The organism is Defluviitalea raffinosedens, assembly GCF_016908775.1.
Classification (GTDB): Bacteria; Bacillota; Clostridia; order Lachnospirales; family Defluviitaleaceae; genus Defluviitalea; species Defluviitalea raffinosedens.
Map to the genome: position 1 here is coordinate 47,639 of NZ_JAFBEP010000012.1, position 17,301 is coordinate 64,939.

A 17,301-nucleotide genomic window follows, 5' to 3' on the forward strand; every position below is an offset into this window, starting at 1 on the left:
AAAGAAATGCCTCAATTTAAATATCAAGCAATATCCCAAACAGGAAAAAGGCTGGAAGGTATTCAGGATGCCAATAATGAATCAGAAGTAATCGCTTTACTTAAAGAAAAAGGGTATATCCCCATTAAGATTTTTAAGCAGTTAGACAAGGATATTTTAAAGAACTCTTTATCGTTTGAAAAAGTAAAAGCAAAGGATCTATCTAATTTTTGCCGCCAATTTTACTTTATGATCCATGCCGGTGTAACCATAGCAAGCGGTTTGGACATTTTAAGAAAGCAAATAGAAAATAAGAAATTAAGAGAAGCACTTGAGGGTATGTATATAGATGTTCAAAAGGGCCAGGAATTATCCCAAAGCATGAAAAAATATGAAAACATCTTTCCACAGCTACTGATTCATATGACGGAAGTCGGAGAAGTCAGTGGAAATCTTGATATCATTATGGATCAAATGGCTCTTCATTATGAGAAAGAAAGCAAGATACAGGATCAAATCAAAAATGCTATGATTTATCCAGTTATTTTAGGAATTGCTTCTGTTCTTGTGATGCTTTTTCTGCTGACTTTTGTAATGCCTTCTTTTGTAACTATGTTTGAAACTTCAGGTGTAGAATTACCTGGACCCACAAAAGTCTTAATCAGGATTAGTAATTTTGTTATAAGATATTGGTACGTACTTTTAGCATTTATTTTATTGCTTTTTAGTTTATTCAGGATTTTTTCCAGGACGAACAGAGGAAGATTTGTTTTAGATACCATAAAAATGAAAATACCCATTGTGAACAAAGCAATAGAAAAAATTGTGTCCTCCAGGTTTGCGAGTACTTTATCCATTTTGCTTTCCAGTGGTATTTCCTTAATTGAAGCGATGGAAGTTGTTTCTAAAGTTGTAAGGAATAAAATTGTTGAGGATGGATTGATCCTTGCCAGTGAAGAGATGAGAAAAGGAGCAGAGTTAGCCTCAGCATTACAGAGAATAAACTTTTTCCCCCCTCTGGTTATCTCAACGATCAGGATAGGGGAGTATTCCGGGACTTTGGATGATATTTTAGCACAACTAGTAGATTTTTATGATTCAGAGGTGGAGTCTGCGATTAAAAGTCTTATAACAGCTTTGGAACCTTTAATGATCGTTGTTATGGCAGTGTTAATTGGTTCTATTGTCATTGCTATGGTGTTACCGATGTTTGAACTTGGTCAGACAATTTCGTAACCCATAAGTATTTTTAAGATATTTATACCAGCAATTTAATGATAAAAGCGTAATTTTATCAAAATAGGACATAATAATACTGCAATGAATTAAAAATTTTGAGGAAGGTAGATATGAAAAAGATCAAAAAATATTTGAAAAGTACACAGGGTTTTAGCTTAATTGAATTAATCGTTGTTATAGCAATATTAGCAGTATTGGCTGTTATTGCAGTACCAAGACTTGTGGGGTATCAAGAGAGAGCCAGAACAAGTACAGACCGCAATAATGCCAGCATTATAGGTAATGCGGTGAGTTTGGCATTGGCAGAAGGAGATTTAAAACTTAACCAAAGTAATGGTACAGCAACTGGTTTTGTAGGTTATGAGGGGAGTTCAGTTGCTGCCAGTGATTTAAGTACCATCTTGGTACCGAAATATCTTGAATCGATTCCTAAGCCTCAATCTGTCGCAGCTGAAGATTTTACAATTAATGTTAATACGAATGGTACGATCAGTATTACTGCCGGTGGCGAAACATTCTATCCATTAACTGATGTTAGCGAATAAGCTTGATCATTCACCCTCTTTTCTGAATACAGGAAAAGAGGGTGAAAATTATGAAAGGTGATTATAAGTGAGGAATATTACATTAGATATAGGTTCTCAGAATATTAGAATCGTTGAGGGAAAAAGCTTCGGCAAAATCTTTACTGCTACGAATTTATGCAGCATTCAAACACCTTTAACAGTTTATGAAGATGGAATGTTATATGATATCGAAACTTTAGCGAATTATCTTAAAGATAAGGTGAAGCAACATAATATAAAAGCTTCTTACATCTCATATATTATCGAGAGCTCTTACATATTATCCCGGGAAATAGAAGCTCCTGCAATCAAAAAACATGAACTCTCATCCATGATTCATTATGAAATGGAACATAATCTGCCTAATCCTGTTGACTATTATATATTGCAGTTTAAAGTTATACATAAATTCGTTGAAGAAGGTATCAATCGATTGAAGATACTGGTTTCTGCTGTTCCCAAGCATATGGTGGAGAGCTATTTTAAATTGTCAAAAATGCTAAATTTAGAACCTCATATATTAAATGTAAAACATGATTCAGTGATCAATCTATTCAAAAAACAATGTGAAGGAAGTAAAAATATTATTTTTTTACTTCTTGATATGGGGCATAGTTCCATAGATGCTATGATTTATGATCAATGCAGATACAGATATAAAAGAAGAATTGATTTAGGAGGTAAAGATATCAGCGAGGAAATTGCAGCATTTTATCACCTTTCCATATCTGAAGCAGAGCAAAGGAAAAAAGATAGTGCTCGAATTAATTTAGAGAGCAGAGAAGATAATACTATTGAAAGTATCACGAGAAAACATGTGGATGAATGGATTGAAGAGATTAATAAAATTATTTTATACTTTACAAAGACCAATGAAGGACAAGCAATCCATAAAATATGGTTATATGGAGGAAGCTCAAAAATCCCTGGTATTTCTGAATATATTTCATTAAAGACCGGGATTTCTACAAGCTCTGTTTATGATGTTGTCAGTACAAATCTCATTAAAATGAAAATCAATAAGCCAGAAACAGACATAAAGGACTTATATACAGACTATGCCAATGCCTTGTCAGGCTGCATAAGAAGCAGGATGATACCATGATGAATAAAGAGTATAACTTTTTTGCACCCTACATACGAGAATCCAGAAAAATGGCTCGAATGCGCTTAGGAATTGTGACTGTTTTATTAGTCTTAGTAGGAAGTATGCTCATTTTACAGATTTTTTCTTTTTTTTACTCCAATAAGTTGAAAAAAAAGTTGTCTTTATTGGAAAGTGAAATAGATACATTTGAAAAGAATCCCAATGTTCAGCAATACAATGAAACCGTCAGAAAATACGAGATTCTCACTGAATACGGTGAAATCATCACCAATGTTGATCGTCTCATTCAATCCACAGATGTTATAGATATCGATATTTTCAATACTCTTGAAAGATGTTTTCCTGCCAATGTCAATATTACATCGCTATCATTAGATATGTTTGAACTGTCCATTCAAGGCAGTGGAACTTCTATGAAGGACATAGCAGAGCTTGAAAGAAACATGAGAAACAATGAAAGATTTGATAAGGTTCATGTGAGTGTAATCAATCGTAGTGAAAATACAACGACTTTTTCTGTTACGTGCCTTATTAAGGATGTGAGAATTAATGAAGCTCAGTAGACGAGAAATCATCCTAATCAGTATATTACTTGTCTTATTGATAGGGTATGGATATGGTCACTACATTTATTCACCAAATAAAAGTAAAATGAGGGCGCTGAAAGAAGAGGTGGATCTTGCCCAGAAAGTGGTTCAGGAATATCAGCTTAAAGCAATACCTGAAAATAAACTATATGAGGATTATGCACAAGCTGTACAGCATACAATATCGATAACCAATCGGTATTATCCGGACATGTTGCAGTCCGAAATCATTTCAGATATGCAAAAAATCATCGAAGGCTCGGGTATTCAGGTAAGCAGCATGAACTTTTCAAGTCCGACATATACGGTCGTTATGCCACGGCCTGAGGTGAATGGTACAGTCAGTGTACTGGAGAATTTGGCGCTTTCTTTTAACCATCCTACAGAGGAAGTAAAAGAAACTACTCAAATTAATTCTGATCAAAACGAGCAAGTCAAATATATGAGTATCACATTGAGCTTTACTGGAACTTATAGTAATATAAAAAATTTTATTCATCAAATTAACAATAATAGATATCAATTGATACTTAATCATATTGCATTCAATTCTACAAATCAAAAAGAAATGTATGTTGGCAATGCAGTTATTGACGTATATAGCATGCCACATATAGCAGAAGAAGAGAATAATACTTCTACCCGTCCTGTAAGTTAAAAGTATTAGAAAACTTCTTCTGGTAATAAAGAAGGTGAAAAAGAAGTGATTTCTTTTTTTAGATTTAAGTTTTCTTTAAACCAAGGTTTTACCTTAATAGAAGTGTTGGTATCCCTATCCTTAATTTCTATGATTCTCACAGCAGTTTTAGGGTTATTTGTGTTTTCCGCCAAGAGCAGTAAAAGATCAAAAGAATCTTTTGATGCAACCTATATTGCCAGAAATCATATGGAAATGATTTATGGACTAAGTAAAACCGTTGATTTCGAATCCGGGCTTGACAGACTTCGAACAGAAAAAGGTTTTGAAAGACTTTCACTTTCTGAAAATTTATTTGGTAAGACTGTGGAGGAGAAATATGTGACCATTTCTCTTAAAGAATGGGGTAATCTGATCGATGCGATCGTGAATGTTTACGAAGACAGTATTTTAAGGGCTAAAATGGAAACTTTATTAATCTGGGCGGAATAGGTGTTTTACAATGATCAATAATGAACAGGGAGTTACTCTAATAGAACTAATTATCTCTTTAGCAATTTTTTCAGTCATTATCTCTATAACTTTATCGGTTTTATTGCTTGGCAGCAAAACTTTTAAACAGCAAACAACAGAAACCAATGATCTAATGAATATAAGCAATGCAATCCACTATTTGACGAAAGAAATCAGAAAAGCAGATCAGGTAAAGGTAGAAAGCGGAATGCTTATTTTAAATGAAAAAGACATATATAAACTAGAGAATCAAGCCATTATGAAAAACAGTACGCCGGTGTTTTATAACATAGAGGCATTTGAGATTAATAAAGTAAGTTCAAAAATAGAAATTGTAATTAAAGGAATTGGGGAAGAAGAAGTGGAATCAACCATTTACCTAAGATAAAGGAGCTTGTATGGTATTGTTTAAAAAATGGATTAAAAACGAAAAGGGCTTTGCCCTTACTTTTGTTTTACTGGTATTGGTTGTTGTATCGATATTGGGACTGGCAATCATAGGCATGACCACATCTGCTTTTAAAATGACAAGAATCCATTCTGACAGCGAAAGTGCTTATTACATAGCAGAAGGAGGGGTGAACTATACGATTGATTGGATTCGTACGAAGGTGAATGATTTATACGATAGGGTCCGTTCTGCAGATGAGTTTTTTGCTAACTTAGAAAGCAATATGAATAAGCCTATCATACTTGATACTTTTGAAAGTAATTTTGGGAGAACTCCGGAAGCCATGATTACCATTACCGGCTCTCGTAGAAGCGGAGAAGACAGTGCAGATTATACCATAACCTCCAGAGGACGTATAGGCAACAGTACAAGAACTGTAAAATCAGTGATAACAGTCAATTGGACTGAAAATGGTTTCGCTTATATGAAAGATATTTTTTTATATGGCTCGAAACTCAAATTTACCGGCAGCAGTATCAATGGAGAAGAAGGAACGATCATATTTGATTCAATCAATTTGGATAATAATCCTTCTTTGAAAGTCTCTAATTTATATTTTAATGCTTCTGTTACTTTGGATCATAGTTCCGGAGATATTGGAAACAGAAACAAGCCGGGAAAAATATATATTAATGGAGATTTGAATTTTCTAAGCGGTGCTGTTCGAGATATTTTTGGAGATGTATATGTGAATGGCAATCTAAAACTAGCAGGGGCCAGGCTTTATGGAAATGTCTATGTGAATGGAGATGTTGAATTGGATTGGACGCCACAAATCCATGAAAACATATACTATACGGGAATTTTGAAAGCTCCAGAATATTTTAGTAGGGATTTATTGGATAAATGTATAAAAGTAGATGAACTACCTGATTTTGAAATACCTTTATTAGATTTTGAGCTTAGAGAAGATGCATGGTATGCTGCCCATGGTTACACAGTACAAGATAATGTATCCGAAGAGAATATACCTGATCATGCCAGAATCCTGGCGAATCACTATTATTCGGACAGCAGCCAAAGTCCCAGTGGTAATATTATCATCATCAGTAAAGGGGATATTGTTATAAAAGGCTGGCGCCACATTACAGGGGTGTTAATTGCGCCCAATGGCAGTGTATTTCTTGAAGGAGGTTCTTTTACAGGGATTATCCTGTCTAAAGGAGGAGTAATTACAGAAAGGGGAGGCTGGGATCTAAATATGAAACAGCTTTCTGACTTTTTTACGGAGGATACTTTGCCTGTAACTGTATCGAAACACAGAGAAATAGATGCTGGGGGTGAAGAAACTGATACGAATGAGCAAAACAGAGTGATCATTAAATCTCCTGTTCAGGAGAAATGATCTGAACCATTTCATTTGGAAGAGAAATAATTTCAGAATATAAAATATCGTGAAAATCAACATTTGCCTTTTCATCTGTATTTGAAGACATTGGTGACTTGATTGAACGACTGCTTTTGATAAAAAGTTCAATATCTTTAGTATCTAAATTTGGATAAATCTTTTTCGTCAATATATTCCCCTTGGAGATGAAAAAAAGTTTGTGTCCGTTAGTAATTGGTATTTTCAGTAAGATATCCTTTGATATCAAATCTTTATAACGCCATATGCCTTCACTGATGTATTCCAATCCCTGCATGAGATCTCTATATTTTGCTGCACTTTCATATTTATATTGCATAGAGCATTCTTTCATTTTCTCTTCTAACTTACTCATTAAAAGTACCATTTTTGTGTTGTCTGAAAAAATTTCTAACAAAACAGCCTTGTTTTGATTAAAAGCATTTTGATCCATGGGCGAGGACATGACATGGTATTCAAATTCATAGCTTCCGTTTCTTTTAACAAGAGGGAAAATGGATTTAAAGGAATTGATGATATTTAAAAGAGTGGATCTTTTTCTAAAAGGCCCATAGGTATTTTCTTCCCTCTGATGGACAACAGATAAGGCGTTAAATCTATTATAGTTTTCTACTTTTAAATAAACATATTTCTGATCATTTTTCATCTGAGAGTTGAAACTAGGCTTTATTTCTTTAATCAATTGACATTCTAAGAGACGGGCTTCTAAATGCGTATCAGTTACGATGTAGTCTATATCATCGATGAACAGAACTAATTTTTGGACTTTTTCCCATTTTGGGTTATCCACAAAGTATGATTTTACTCTTTTTATAAGGCATTTGCTTTTACCAATATAAATGATATTGCCTTTTGAATCCAACATTTTATAAATTCCTGGGAGAGCAGGAATTTGATTAAGTTTTTCCCTTAGCTTTTCTGTAATTTCTATCAAGATATTCACCTTTTCTATATTAAGTCAATTCATGTAGTAAATATTATACACTAAATATTGAATAAATAGCAGAAAAAGTAGAAAGAACGATTGATTGAATCTTAGCAAGTGAAAGGATATAATAGTTTTTAGATGCGAAAGAATAAATTTAAGGGCGAGGAGGTTCAATATGGAAAAGCAAGGGAAAGCTATATCTGAAGAAACAAAGCAGTTTATTCTCAAACTTCAGCAAAATGAAGTAACAGACAGAGCCATTTATCTGAATTTGGCAAAACGGGTAAAAAAGCAATCAGAAAAAGAAACCTTGCAGCGAATAGCTGAGGAAGAAGGAGTACATTGTGAAATTTGGGAGAAATATACCAATAAAAAATTAACACCCCAGAAGTTAAAAGTTTGGCTTTATGCTGCTATAAGTTTTATTCTGGGATATACTTTTGCCATTAAAATTATGGAAAAGGGAGAAAAGGATGTACAATACATTTATTCAAACCTGGCTCAAGAAGTTCCAGAAGCAGAGCAGATCCTTAAAGATGAAGAAATACATGAACAGGCCCTGATCGATTTATTAGATGAAGAAAGACTGCAATATGTGGGGTCAATGGTACTGGGACTTAATGATGCTTTGGTAGAGCTGACAGGAACATTGGCAGGCTTAAGTTTTGCTTTACAAGATAACAGATTAGTAGCACTTTCAGGATTGATTACAGGAATTTCGGCGACATTGTCCATGGCTTCGTCAGAGTATTTATCTGCCCGTTCAGAAGGAAATACCAATGCGTTAAAGTCTTCGCTATACACAGGAATTATGTATATCTTTGCAGTGGTTTTACTGGTGTTGCCATATCTTGTGTTGCCCAGTGACCAATTTGTTCCTGCACTAATGATTATGCTGGTTATTGTTGTAGCCATAATTTTTTCATTTACATATTATATTTCTGTTGCAAAGGATTTGCCTTTTAAAAAGAGATTTTTGGAAATGGCTGTAATTAGTTTGTCAGTTGCAGCGTTGTCCTTTGGAGTAGGAATTTTAGTAAAACAGTTTTTAGGAATAGATGTTTAATAGGAATTGAATAGATTTCTAAAAATAATTTAGAAAAGATATAGATAAATTTTTATCATTAGTGTATAATGTTATTGTTATTTTTAGGCTCATTGGTCAAGTGGTTAAGACGCCACCCTCTCACGGTGGAAACAGGGGTTCGAATCCCCTATGAGTCATTAAACGTAAGGGGCGGTTTTTTTTGTTTGAAATGAAACAAAGAAACCGTCTTAATTTTTACTATTCATTAATTAAATGGAGGAGAATTCAATGGACTATAAGAAACTCGCTGATTTGCTTTTCCCTAATATAACAAAAACGGTATCTTATTATGAAGAAACCGTATTCCCCAAAAGGGATTTAAAAGAGGGAGCTGTTGTGACCAGACTTGCACCAAGTCCTACGGGCTTTATTCATCTGGGAAATTTATACGGAGCTTTTGTAGATGAGCGTTTGGCGCATCAAAATGGCGGCATATTTATGCTTCGTATTGAAGATACGGATGATAAACGTAAGGTAGAAGGAGCAATTGAAACAATTATATCTTCTCTGGAGTATTTCGATTTAAAATTCGATGAAGGTGTAACTGTTAATGGAGAAATTGGTCATTACGGACCTTACTATCAAAGCCATCGAGCTGAAATTTACCAAACCGTTGCGAAGTATTTGGTTGAACAAGGCAGAGCATATCCTTGTTTTTGTACAGAAGAAGAATTATCAGAGGTAAGAAAGCAACAGGAAGCTGAAAAGGTTACTCCTGGTTATTACGGTAAATGGGCTAAGGATAGAGATTTAACCCTTGAAGAAATAGAAAAGCGATTGAAGAATAAGGAAAGTTTTGTTCTGAGATTCAAATCTATGGGAAGTGAAGAAGGAAGATTTGAAATAGAGGATGCTATAAGAGGCACTCTTTCCATGCCGGAAAATTTTCAGGATATAGTACTTTTAAAATCCAATGGCATACCCACATATCACTTTGCCCATGTTGTGGATGATCATTTGATGAGGGTTACCCATGTTGTCAGGGGAGAAGAATGGCTTTCAACCCTGCCTATTCACTATGAATTATTTAAAACTCTGGGTTGGGAGCTTCCAATATATTGCCATACAGCCCATATGATGAAAATAGATAATGGTGTAAAGAGGAAATTATCCAAAAGAAAAGATCCTGAAATGGGATTGGGCTACTATATGGAACTGGGATATTTCCCGGCGGCGGTTAGAGAATATCTGTTAACCATCCTGAATTCTAATTTTGAAGAATGGAGAATGGCAAATCCAGACAGCAATATTAGTGAATTTAAATTTAGTTTAAACAAAATGAGTATTTCAGGGGCATTGTTTGATTTAAATAAACTCAATGACATCAGCAAAGATGTTTTGGTAAAAATCCCTGTTGAAGAAATCTATAGCTTTTTACTTGACTGGGCTAAGAAATATAAACAGGAAATCGTAAGCAATTTAACCGAGCATAAAGATTCTGTAATCAAATTATTATCTGTAGGAAGAGACGGTGCAAAACCTCGTAAAGATTTAATTTATTGTGAACAGATCTTTGATTTTATTAAATATTTCTTTGATGAGTATTTTGAAATCGTTGATCCTTATCCTCAAAACATTGATGAAGAAGAAGCAAAAAAATTACTGAAAGCATATCTTGAAACCTATGATCATAATGACGACCAAACCCAATGGTTTGAAAAAATCCGTGAAATCGCTGAGCAAAACGGATACGCAGCTAAACCTAAGGACTATAAGAAAAATCCGGATATGTATAAAGGTCATGTAGGGGATGTAAGTACGGTTATACGATTGGCTATTGTAGGACGAGCATCCTCACCGGATGTTTGGGAAATTCAGCAGATTTTAGGTGAAAAGAAAGTTCGAGAAAGAATAAAAAAAGCTGCTATGTAGTAAATTAATAGATAGATAAAAAACCTCCAAAGTCTACTGTAATGACATTGGAGGTTTTTTTATTTTTTATATATGAAAGACTGATTTTTTTCTGGGGACAATAAATAATATAAAGCAGTTGAAGCATCTTATATTTCATTATAAAAGGAGAGACAATCAATGAGCAAGCTGCTATATATTAAAGTCAATGCAAAACCGGAAGGCATATCCAGGACCTTTAAGATTTCTGATCACTTTATCGGTGCATATGTTCAAACGCACCCGAGCGATGAAATCATTACTTTGGATTTGTATAAAGAGGGCATAAAGTTTTTATCGGCAGAGGATATTCAATCGATCTACGGGCATAAAACTGAAGAAAGCAAAAAACATCCTGTTTTGAAATATGCCTATCAATTTGCTGAAGCGGACAAATATGTTATTGCAGAACCCATGTGGAATTTGAGTATCCCGGCTATACTAAAGGCATATATCGATTATATTACTGTTTCTGGGATTACGTTTAACTATACTGAAGATGGCCCTGTAGGCTTATGTAAAGGAAAGAAGGCAGTCCATATTACAACTCGAGGTGGGCAGTATTTAGTAGAGCTCAAGGCAGCATTTGAAATGGGGGACAGATATTTAAGGACGATATTTGGTTTCTTTGGAATTACTGATTTTACCACCATAGTTGCTGAGGAACTGGATATCGTAGGAAAAGATGTGGATGCGATTGTAGAAAATGCCATACAGAAAGCTCAAGAACTAGCTAAAACTTTTTAATGAACATGAATATCGATGATTTAATAAATATGTAAAATAAATAACCGGCAGTGACATTCACCTTGCCGGCTTTTTACTTTAAAATAAGAAAATTCGTTTTAACTTGCAAAGGACCAAAATGTTTTACTTCTCAAGTGCCCTAATCGCTTTATTGCTGATCTGCAGGGAAAAGTATACCAGCAAATTTGCGTGCTTTTTCAAGGACTTTCATTACGGAACGCGTATGCTCAAGCCATTTATAGCAAGTATCATAGTCTTGTTCATTAACGACTTTAGTAAAGCTTTCGAATTCATAAACAAGATGATTATCGCTTTCCTGAAGGTTGATGGTTTTGCTGGTTTGACCAATAGTTATGATCAGTTCTTCGCATCTGCTTACATGACTATTGATTTTGAGGGTTCCATCTTTGCCCTGAACATAGGCAAAACCTTTGCTTTCACTGTCTTTTGCAGCGACAGCAGAACAAGCAAAGTTAGGATACTGTAAAATAGCAATCCCGGATGTATCAATGCCATTTTCTGCTTTTTTGGGGAAATAGGAAACGGATTCTGGCTCTCCGAAGAGGCCAACAATGAAGTGGATATTATAGACATTAATATCCATAAGTGCTCCTCCAGAGAACTCTGGATTAAATATATTGGGCGTTTCACCGTTTTTAAACGCATCGTAACGGCTGGAATATTGGGAGAAGTTCGTCTGCACCACCGATAACTCTCCTATTTCTTTCATATGTTCTTTTAAAGCTTTCATATTGGGAAGATGACAGGTTGTAATTGCTTCAAATAAAAATTTTCTTTTTTCTTTTGCAATTTGCACCAAATGCTCGGTTTCTTTTACAGTGGAAGTGAAGGGTTTTTCTACGATGGCATTTTTCCCGGCATTCAGTATTTTTAGTGCATAGTCATAATGTAGACTATTTGGCAATGCAATATATACGGTGTCAATTGTATCGTCCTTTAAAAATTTTTCGAAATCCGTATAGCATTTTTCTAAATGAAACTTTTTTGCGATCGCTTCACCTTCTTTGGCACTTACAGGTCTGTTATAGATGGCAATAGCCTGAGAGCCTGAGACTTTAGAAATTGCGTCTAAGCATTTTTCTACAATTGGACCATGTCCCATCACACCTATTTTCATATCAACTTTCCTCCTGTTAAATTTGAATTAAATCAATTATTTCATAAGATACGCGCTTCTGCAATATGGTCTAACTTTTTTTCTCAATTCATTATTGACAATTAATGAGGGTGCAAACCAAGCAAAACCTAAAATGTATAAATTACCCATATTTTAATAAAAACAACGGTCTAATTTGTATAAATTATCCATACCGATGACAGCAATAATATGCTATATTTGATTAATGGAAGAAAGATCAATTCAAGGAGGGTTATAATGAGAAACTGGATCAAAAAATTCATACAGTTTAATATATTACTGGGATTTTTATTTACTGTTTTAAGTAGTACAGTATTTGGAATGGAAGAGCAGATCAATCGGGCAGTGGTTTTTCCGATTGATTACAAAGGAAAGGCGTTTATTAATGGAGAATATGTATCTTTTAATGGGGATGAAAAGATTTATCTTAAAGATAATACCACTTACGTACCACTTCGATTAATGACGTATCTTATTAGCAACGACGAAGAGCATTGGGAGGCTCAATGGGACGGAGCCAAGCCTAATGAAGTCGTTTTGGTGTGTACATATATGGAGAAAATTGATCAAGGAGGATGGATGAATACAGGAAAGCCTCAGACTTCTATTAAGCTTACTGTAGACAGCAAAACAATGATTTCTAAGGGGCAAATGATCGAATTAAGCGCAACCCCTAAAAAAATCAACGGGAGAATTGTTCTTCCAATCAGAGCCATTGGTGAGGTATTGAATAGAGAAATTGCTTTTAAAGACGGATTAATTTTTATTTCAAAAGAACCCCTTAAGCTTAATGACAAACAAGCGGACGCCATCATTAATGAAATAAAAGAAAGATTTTGGGATACCAGTAAGAAAGTTAAAAAATATAAAGTTGTGGAAGATGACGAGGAGCTTATAGCTGCACAAAATGTTAATGGAAAAACGTATTTCAACGTTGTTGGATACAATTCCAGCAGTCAAATTTGGATTCAAAAGCTTTATACCCAGGGAGAGAAAGGTCCGGTATTGCTGAAGGAAATAAAAAATTACGTTTCAGTGAGGGAGCCCTTTGTTGAAGATGTTTTTTATTATGGAGAAGAGAAACAGGGACAAGTGGTTTTGAATGAATATAATTTAAATACGAAGCAAACTCGTCAAATTGGCGAACTGGATATAAAAGGTCATGATTTTTCAGCGATAGTAAAAATCATTCCTAAAGAAAACAAGATTTACTTCATAGCTCATTATGGAGATTATACTATGGGTGGCGAGACATTATATGTTGTGGAGAATGGAAAGGTTGAAGAACTCACGGGGGCTAAACAGTTTGGAAGCATTATTATAGAAAATGGCAAAATATATTACAGCAACATAAATTTTATGGGGAATCCTACAAATAACTTATTTGAATATGATGAAAATTCCAGAACAGAAAAAAGATTGGGGGAAGAAGGGTATACCTATGATGTAAACAGGAGAGAAACCCTTTATAGTGTTGCTAATAGTTTAAAACTTCTAGAAAATAAGTTATATACCCTTGGCTATCTGGAACAAAGCGATCAACTACCTTGCCTTTACAGCATTGATTTACAAACAGGTGCAACTAAAAAGCTTAGTCTTCCAACTTCGCAATTTTGGATCGTAAATGACAAAATATACTATATAGAGGCTACGGCCCAAACTCTTATTACAATAGATTTAGAAGGTAATGGTAAGAAGACATTAATCAATAAGCCTATAGCCCAGGCAAAATTTAACGGAAAAAGTTTCTATTATACTCTTTTAAGTAATAATAACGATTTAGCTGCGGGATTTTATAAGTACACATTGGATACTAATGAAACAGCAAGCCTTAGTTCAAAACGAGTGAAAGATTTTTATATTGGTTCTTCAAAGATTGGCTATATAACAACTGGATATGATGCAGGAATTTATCTGATACAAGACGGTAAAACGATTGGTATAGAGAAAGATCCTGCTTATGATTATCTGTTTGCCGGAGAGCAAATGATTATTATAAATGTAAAGGATAATAAATTAGAAATATTGAAGTAAAACATAGATTAATCAATCATTGAAAAATTCGGTTAAGATGATTCTTCTTAACCGAATTTTTTGTGCCACAAATAAGATCAAGAAGATTGAAATTAAGAATATCTTAAAATTTTCGTTATTTAATTTTTAAGTTATTTATATAATAATGAATATATTATTTTCTTTAATGACAGTGGATATTTTATTGCATTATCCAATAATATCTAGTAAAGTAAAAGAGTTAAGAGCAAAAATTAATTTTCGAAAGCGTGGAGGTAGTAAGATGTTTTTAATTGAGTTATTGAAAGTTATTATTCTGGGAATCGTGGAAGGGATTACGGAATGGCTGCCCATAAGCAGTACAGGACATATGATATTAGTTGAAGAATTTATTCATTTAAATGCTTCAGATGCATTTAAGGAAATGTTTTTTGTGGTGATTCAACTGGGTGCCATTCTGGCTGTTGTGCTTCTTTATTTTAATAAGCTCAATCCTTTTTCACCAAGCAAAACCAAAAAGGAAAAGAAAGAAACAATGGAAATTTGGTTTAAAGTAATTGTCGGCGTCCTTCCGGCTGGAATATTGGGTGTATTATTTGACGACTGGTTGGATGAACATTTTTATAACTATCAGGTCGTAGCCATTACTTTGATCCTTTATGGAATACTCTTTATCATCGTAGAAAATCGCAACAAAGGTAAAAAGCCTAAAATTAAAAATTTTGATCAATTATCTTATGCTACTGCTTTTTCAATAGGGCTGTTTCAGGTATTATCCTTAATTCCAGGAACATCTCGCTCTGGGGCAACGATTCTGGGTGCGATTATTCTTGGTACATCCCGTCATATCGCAGCTGAATACTCATTTTTCTTATCTATTCCGGTAATGTTCGGGGCAAGCTTATTAAAGCTGCTAAAGTTTGGATTTAGTTTTACAGGAATGGAAATAACTATTTTGCTGACAGGTATGTTTGTAGCGTTTGTTGTATCAGTGATTGCTATTCGATTTTTGCTAAGATACATAAAAAATAATGATTTTAAAGCCTTTGGATGGTATCGTATTGTTTTGGGTATTTTAGTTATTGGATATTTTCTTCTGTCTGCATAATATTTAAAAACATTCTGTTTTCTGGTAAGTGGTGATTGAGATGGTTAGATGTCCCTGGTGTGGGAATGATGAGTTGTACATAAAGTATCATGATGAAGAATGGGGTGTGCCCAATCATGATGACCGTAAGCATTTCGAATTTTTGGTTCTGGAATCAGCACAGGCTGGATTAAGCTGGATTACCATATTAAAGAAAAGAGAAAATTATAGAAAGGCATATTGTGGTTTTGATCCGGAAAAAGTAGCTTTATTCGATCACGAAAAAATAGAAGAGTTAATGAAAAATCCGGGGATTATTAGAAACAGAAGGAAGATAGAAGCATCTGTCAATAATGCGCGGAGGTTTTTAGAAATTGTTAACGAATTTGGAAGCTTTGATCGCTATATTTGGTCTTTTGTGAACAACAGGCCAATCCATAATCATTGGAAAGATATAAAGGATGTTCCTGCAAATACAAAACTATCAGATGAAATCAGTAAAGATTTAAAGAAAAGAGGATTTCAATTTTTGGGTTCTACAATCGTTTATTCATATATGCAGGCAGTAGGCTTGGTTAACGACCATATAGTTGATTGTTTTTTAGGGGGTTTATAAGTCCCCTAAAATTTTGGATAAAATTCTTTGATCTATTTTGGTTAAGGTATCCCCTGGCTGAATAATATATTCGGTATGATTCGGCTGGCAAGGCACTCTTTTCTTCTAATCTATTGTATACTATGAAATAAAGGTGTGTTAGGTAACAGTATTTACCATTAAGTTCAATCTTTCTAATGACAGTGTGCCTTGTTATATTTATTAAATAATGCTATGATACTATTGTCGTAAATGATCTATTTTTAGAAGCACTGGGAGGAAATAATATGACAATCTCATTAGTTGATTTTCTTAATCAACTGGTTTCTAATCCTGCATTATTGATTACGGTAATACTAACTTTGGGGGTTGTATTGGTTAACGGTTGGACGGATGCACCTAATGCCATAGCCACTTGTGTTTCTACCCGTTCTTTAGAACCTCAAAAAGCAATTTTTATGGCAGCTGTTTTTAATTTTTTAGGTGTATTGGTTATGACGGTGATTAATTCAACAGTGGCGCAGACGATTTATAATATGGTTGATTTTGGAGGCAATTCAAAAAAATCTTTAATAGCTCTTTGTGCTGCACTATTTGCTATTGTTATATGGGCTACTGCAGCCTGGGCTTTTGGGATTCCTACCAGTGAAAGTCATGCATTAATAGCAGGCCTTTCCGGAGCAGCTATAGCGTTGCAGAAAGGCTTTTCTGGTATTAACGGGGCAGAGTGGGTAAAAGTCATATACGGATTGTTTTTATCTACACTCCTCGGATTTTTTATGGGTTTTGTTATTGTCCGTATCACGGAATTTGTCTGTAAAGGCATGGACAGGCGAAAGACAATACCTTTTTTTCAACAGGCACAAATTCTTGGTGGTGCGGCAACAGCTTTTATGCATGGAGCCCAGGATGGTCAAAAATTTATGGGAGTTTTTATGCTTGGAATTTTTCTTGCAAATGGGACAAGTGGTGTGACTACTTTTACTATTCCTGTCTGGTTGATGGTGCTTTGTTCTGCAGTCATGGCTTTGGGGACTTCGATCGGAGGATACCGTATTATTAAAACGGTTGGAATGGGTATGGTAAAGCTAGAAAAGTATCAGGGTTTTTCAGCGGATGCAGCAGCAGCGGCTTGCCTTTTACTATCATCCGTATTTGGTATTCCTGTCAGTACAACCCATACAAAGACAACTGCTATTATGGGCGTTGGGGCTTCCAAAAGACTTTCTTCAGTAAATTGGGGAATAGTAAAAGAAATGCTTGCAGCCTGGATTTTAACATTTCCTGGTTGTGGAGCGGTTGGATACATTATGGCATACATCTTTATGAAAATTTTCTAATAAGAATGA

At 34.5% G+C, this 17,301-nt stretch carries 17 protein-coding genes and 1 tRNA gene; 16 read left to right on the forward strand and 2 right to left on the reverse strand.

Going from position 1 to position 17,301, the window contains the following annotated elements:
• Positions 1-6 precede the first annotated feature (6 nt).
• From JOD07_RS09685 to JOD07_RS09720, 8 genes are all read left to right on the forward strand, one after another.
• The gene (locus JOD07_RS09685) at positions 7-1,215 is read left to right on the forward strand and encodes a type II secretion system F family protein (RefSeq protein ID WP_158740863.1); all 1,209 of its coding nucleotides are present in this window, start codon (positions 7-9) and stop codon (positions 1,213-1,215) included.
• 113 nt (positions 1,216-1,328) lie between these two features.
• Positions 1,329-1,763, forward strand: a complete 435-nt coding sequence (locus tag JOD07_RS15685; RefSeq protein WP_158740862.1) for a prepilin-type N-terminal cleavage/methylation domain-containing protein — start codon at positions 1,329-1,331, stop codon at positions 1,761-1,763.
• Positions 1,764-1,830: 67 nt separating this feature from the next.
• On the forward strand, positions 1,831-2,889 hold the full coding sequence (gene pilM / locus JOD07_RS09695) for a type IV pilus assembly protein PilM (RefSeq protein WP_158740860.1): 1,059 nt from the start codon (positions 1,831-1,833) through the stop codon (positions 2,887-2,889).
• Positions 2,889-3,455: a PilN domain-containing protein gene (locus tag JOD07_RS09700; RefSeq protein ID WP_158740859.1), complete on the forward strand. Its 567-nt coding sequence runs from the start codon at positions 2,889-2,891 to the stop codon at positions 3,453-3,455. The genes pilM and JOD07_RS09700 overlap by 1 nt, the downstream gene beginning before the upstream one ends.
• Positions 3,442-4,137 carry a hypothetical protein gene (locus JOD07_RS09705; protein WP_158740857.1) on the forward strand — a complete coding sequence of 232 codons (696 nt, stop codon included), beginning with the start codon at positions 3,442-3,444 and terminating at the stop codon, positions 4,135-4,137. The genes JOD07_RS09700 and JOD07_RS09705 overlap by 14 nt, the downstream gene beginning before the upstream one ends.
• A gap of 45 nt (positions 4,138-4,182) precedes the next feature.
• Positions 4,183-4,608, forward strand: coding sequence for a type IV pilus modification PilV family protein (locus tag JOD07_RS09710; RefSeq protein WP_158740855.1), 426 nt, complete (start codon positions 4,183-4,185; stop codon positions 4,606-4,608).
• Positions 4,609-4,618: 10 nt separating this feature from the next.
• Positions 4,619-5,017 carry a PulJ/GspJ family protein gene (locus JOD07_RS09715; RefSeq protein ID WP_158740854.1) on the forward strand — a complete coding sequence of 133 codons (399 nt, stop codon included), beginning with the start codon at positions 4,619-4,621 and terminating at the stop codon, positions 5,015-5,017.
• 10 nt (positions 5,018-5,027) lie between these two features.
• Positions 5,028-6,425, forward strand: coding sequence for a PilX N-terminal domain-containing pilus assembly protein (locus JOD07_RS09720; protein WP_158740852.1), 1,398 nt, complete (start codon positions 5,028-5,030; stop codon positions 6,423-6,425).
• On the opposite strand, the gene JOD07_RS09725 is transcribed toward JOD07_RS09720, so the two are convergent.
• Complete coding sequence (locus JOD07_RS09725; protein WP_204613740.1) at positions 6,400-7,389, reverse strand: GIY-YIG nuclease family protein; 990 nt, start codon at positions 7,387-7,389, stop codon at positions 6,400-6,402. The two genes, JOD07_RS09720 and JOD07_RS09725, sit on opposite strands and share 26 nt — an antisense overlap.
• Before the next feature lie 160 nt (positions 7,390-7,549).
• Here JOD07_RS09725 and JOD07_RS09730 point away from each other — a divergent pair, with 160 nt between their 5' ends.
• From JOD07_RS09730 to JOD07_RS09745, 4 genes are all read left to right on the forward strand, one after another.
• Positions 7,550-8,440: a VIT1/CCC1 transporter family protein gene (locus JOD07_RS09730; protein ID WP_204613742.1), complete on the forward strand. Its 891-nt coding sequence runs from the start codon at positions 7,550-7,552 to the stop codon at positions 8,438-8,440.
• An 86-nt stretch (positions 8,441-8,526) separates the two neighbouring features.
• A tRNA-Glu gene (locus JOD07_RS09735) sits at positions 8,527-8,598 on the forward strand.
• Between the two features lie 91 nt (positions 8,599-8,689).
• On the forward strand, positions 8,690-10,333 hold the full coding sequence (gene gltX, locus JOD07_RS09740) for a glutamate--tRNA ligase (RefSeq protein ID WP_158740846.1): 1,644 nt from the start codon (positions 8,690-8,692) through the stop codon (positions 10,331-10,333).
• 159 nt (positions 10,334-10,492) lie between these two features.
• Positions 10,493-11,098 (forward strand): FMN-dependent NADH-azoreductase, encoded by a 606-nt coding sequence (locus tag JOD07_RS09745; protein ID WP_204613744.1) that lies wholly within the window; start codon positions 10,493-10,495, stop codon positions 11,096-11,098.
• 148 nt (positions 11,099-11,246) lie between these two features.
• On the opposite strand, the gene JOD07_RS09750 is transcribed toward JOD07_RS09745, so the two are convergent.
• Complete coding sequence (locus JOD07_RS09750; RefSeq protein WP_158741846.1) at positions 11,247-12,236, reverse strand: Gfo/Idh/MocA family protein; 990 nt, start codon at positions 12,234-12,236, stop codon at positions 11,247-11,249.
• Positions 12,237-12,494: 258 nt separating this feature from the next.
• Between JOD07_RS09750 and JOD07_RS09755 the strand changes: the two genes are divergently transcribed.
• From JOD07_RS09755 to JOD07_RS09770, 4 genes are all read left to right on the forward strand, one after another.
• The gene (locus JOD07_RS09755) at positions 12,495-14,291 is read left to right on the forward strand and encodes a stalk domain-containing protein (RefSeq protein WP_158741847.1); all 1,797 of its coding nucleotides are present in this window, start codon (positions 12,495-12,497) and stop codon (positions 14,289-14,291) included.
• A 262-nt stretch (positions 14,292-14,553) separates the two neighbouring features.
• A complete protein-coding gene (locus JOD07_RS09760) occupies positions 14,554-15,378 on the forward strand; it encodes an undecaprenyl-diphosphate phosphatase (RefSeq protein ID WP_158741848.1) in 825 nt (274 codons plus the stop codon).
• Between the two features lie 40 nt (positions 15,379-15,418).
• A complete protein-coding gene (locus JOD07_RS09765; protein ID WP_158741849.1) occupies positions 15,419-15,973 on the forward strand; it encodes a DNA-3-methyladenine glycosylase I in 555 nt (184 codons plus the stop codon).
• A 266-nt stretch (positions 15,974-16,239) separates the two neighbouring features.
• Positions 16,240-17,292: an inorganic phosphate transporter gene (locus JOD07_RS09770; protein WP_158741850.1), complete on the forward strand. Its 1,053-nt coding sequence runs from the start codon at positions 16,240-16,242 to the stop codon at positions 17,290-17,292.
• Positions 17,293-17,301: the final 9 nt, after the last annotated feature.

Coding starts and splice junctions, on each gene's coding strand:
- JOD07_RS09705 (WP_158740857.1), top strand. CDS start 3,442: ATGAAGCTCAGTAGACGAGAAATCATCCTAATCAGTATATTACTTGTC.
- JOD07_RS09700 (WP_158740859.1), top strand. CDS start 2,889: ATGAATAAAGAGTATAACTTTTTTGCACCCTACATACGAGAATCCAGA.
- JOD07_RS09765 (WP_158741849.1), top strand. CDS start 15,419: ATGGTTAGATGTCCCTGGTGTGGGAATGATGAGTTGTACATAAAGTAT.
- JOD07_RS09755 (WP_158741847.1), top strand. CDS start 12,495: ATGAGAAACTGGATCAAAAAATTCATACAGTTTAATATATTACTGGGA.
- JOD07_RS15685 (WP_158740862.1), top strand. CDS start 1,329: ATGAAAAAGATCAAAAAATATTTGAAAAGTACACAGGGTTTTAGCTTA.
- JOD07_RS09730 (WP_204613742.1), top strand. CDS start 7,550: ATGGAAAAGCAAGGGAAAGCTATATCTGAAGAAACAAAGCAGTTTATT.
- JOD07_RS09715 (WP_158740854.1), top strand. CDS start 4,619: ATGATCAATAATGAACAGGGAGTTACTCTAATAGAACTAATTATCTCT.
- JOD07_RS09745 (WP_204613744.1), top strand. CDS start 10,493: ATGAGCAAGCTGCTATATATTAAAGTCAATGCAAAACCGGAAGGCATA.
- JOD07_RS09685 (WP_158740863.1), top strand. CDS start 7: ATGCCTCAATTTAAATATCAAGCAATATCCCAAACAGGAAAAAGGCTG.
- JOD07_RS09750 (WP_158741846.1), bottom strand. CDS start 12,236: ATGAAAATAGGTGTGATGGGACATGGTCCAATTGTAGAAAAATGCTTA.
- JOD07_RS09770 (WP_158741850.1), top strand. CDS start 16,240: ATGACAATCTCATTAGTTGATTTTCTTAATCAACTGGTTTCTAATCCT.
- gltX (WP_158740846.1), top strand. CDS start 8,690: ATGGACTATAAGAAACTCGCTGATTTGCTTTTCCCTAATATAACAAAA.
- JOD07_RS09760 (WP_158741848.1), top strand. CDS start 14,554: ATGTTTTTAATTGAGTTATTGAAAGTTATTATTCTGGGAATCGTGGAA.
- JOD07_RS09720 (WP_158740852.1), top strand. CDS start 5,028: ATGGTATTGTTTAAAAAATGGATTAAAAACGAAAAGGGCTTTGCCCTT.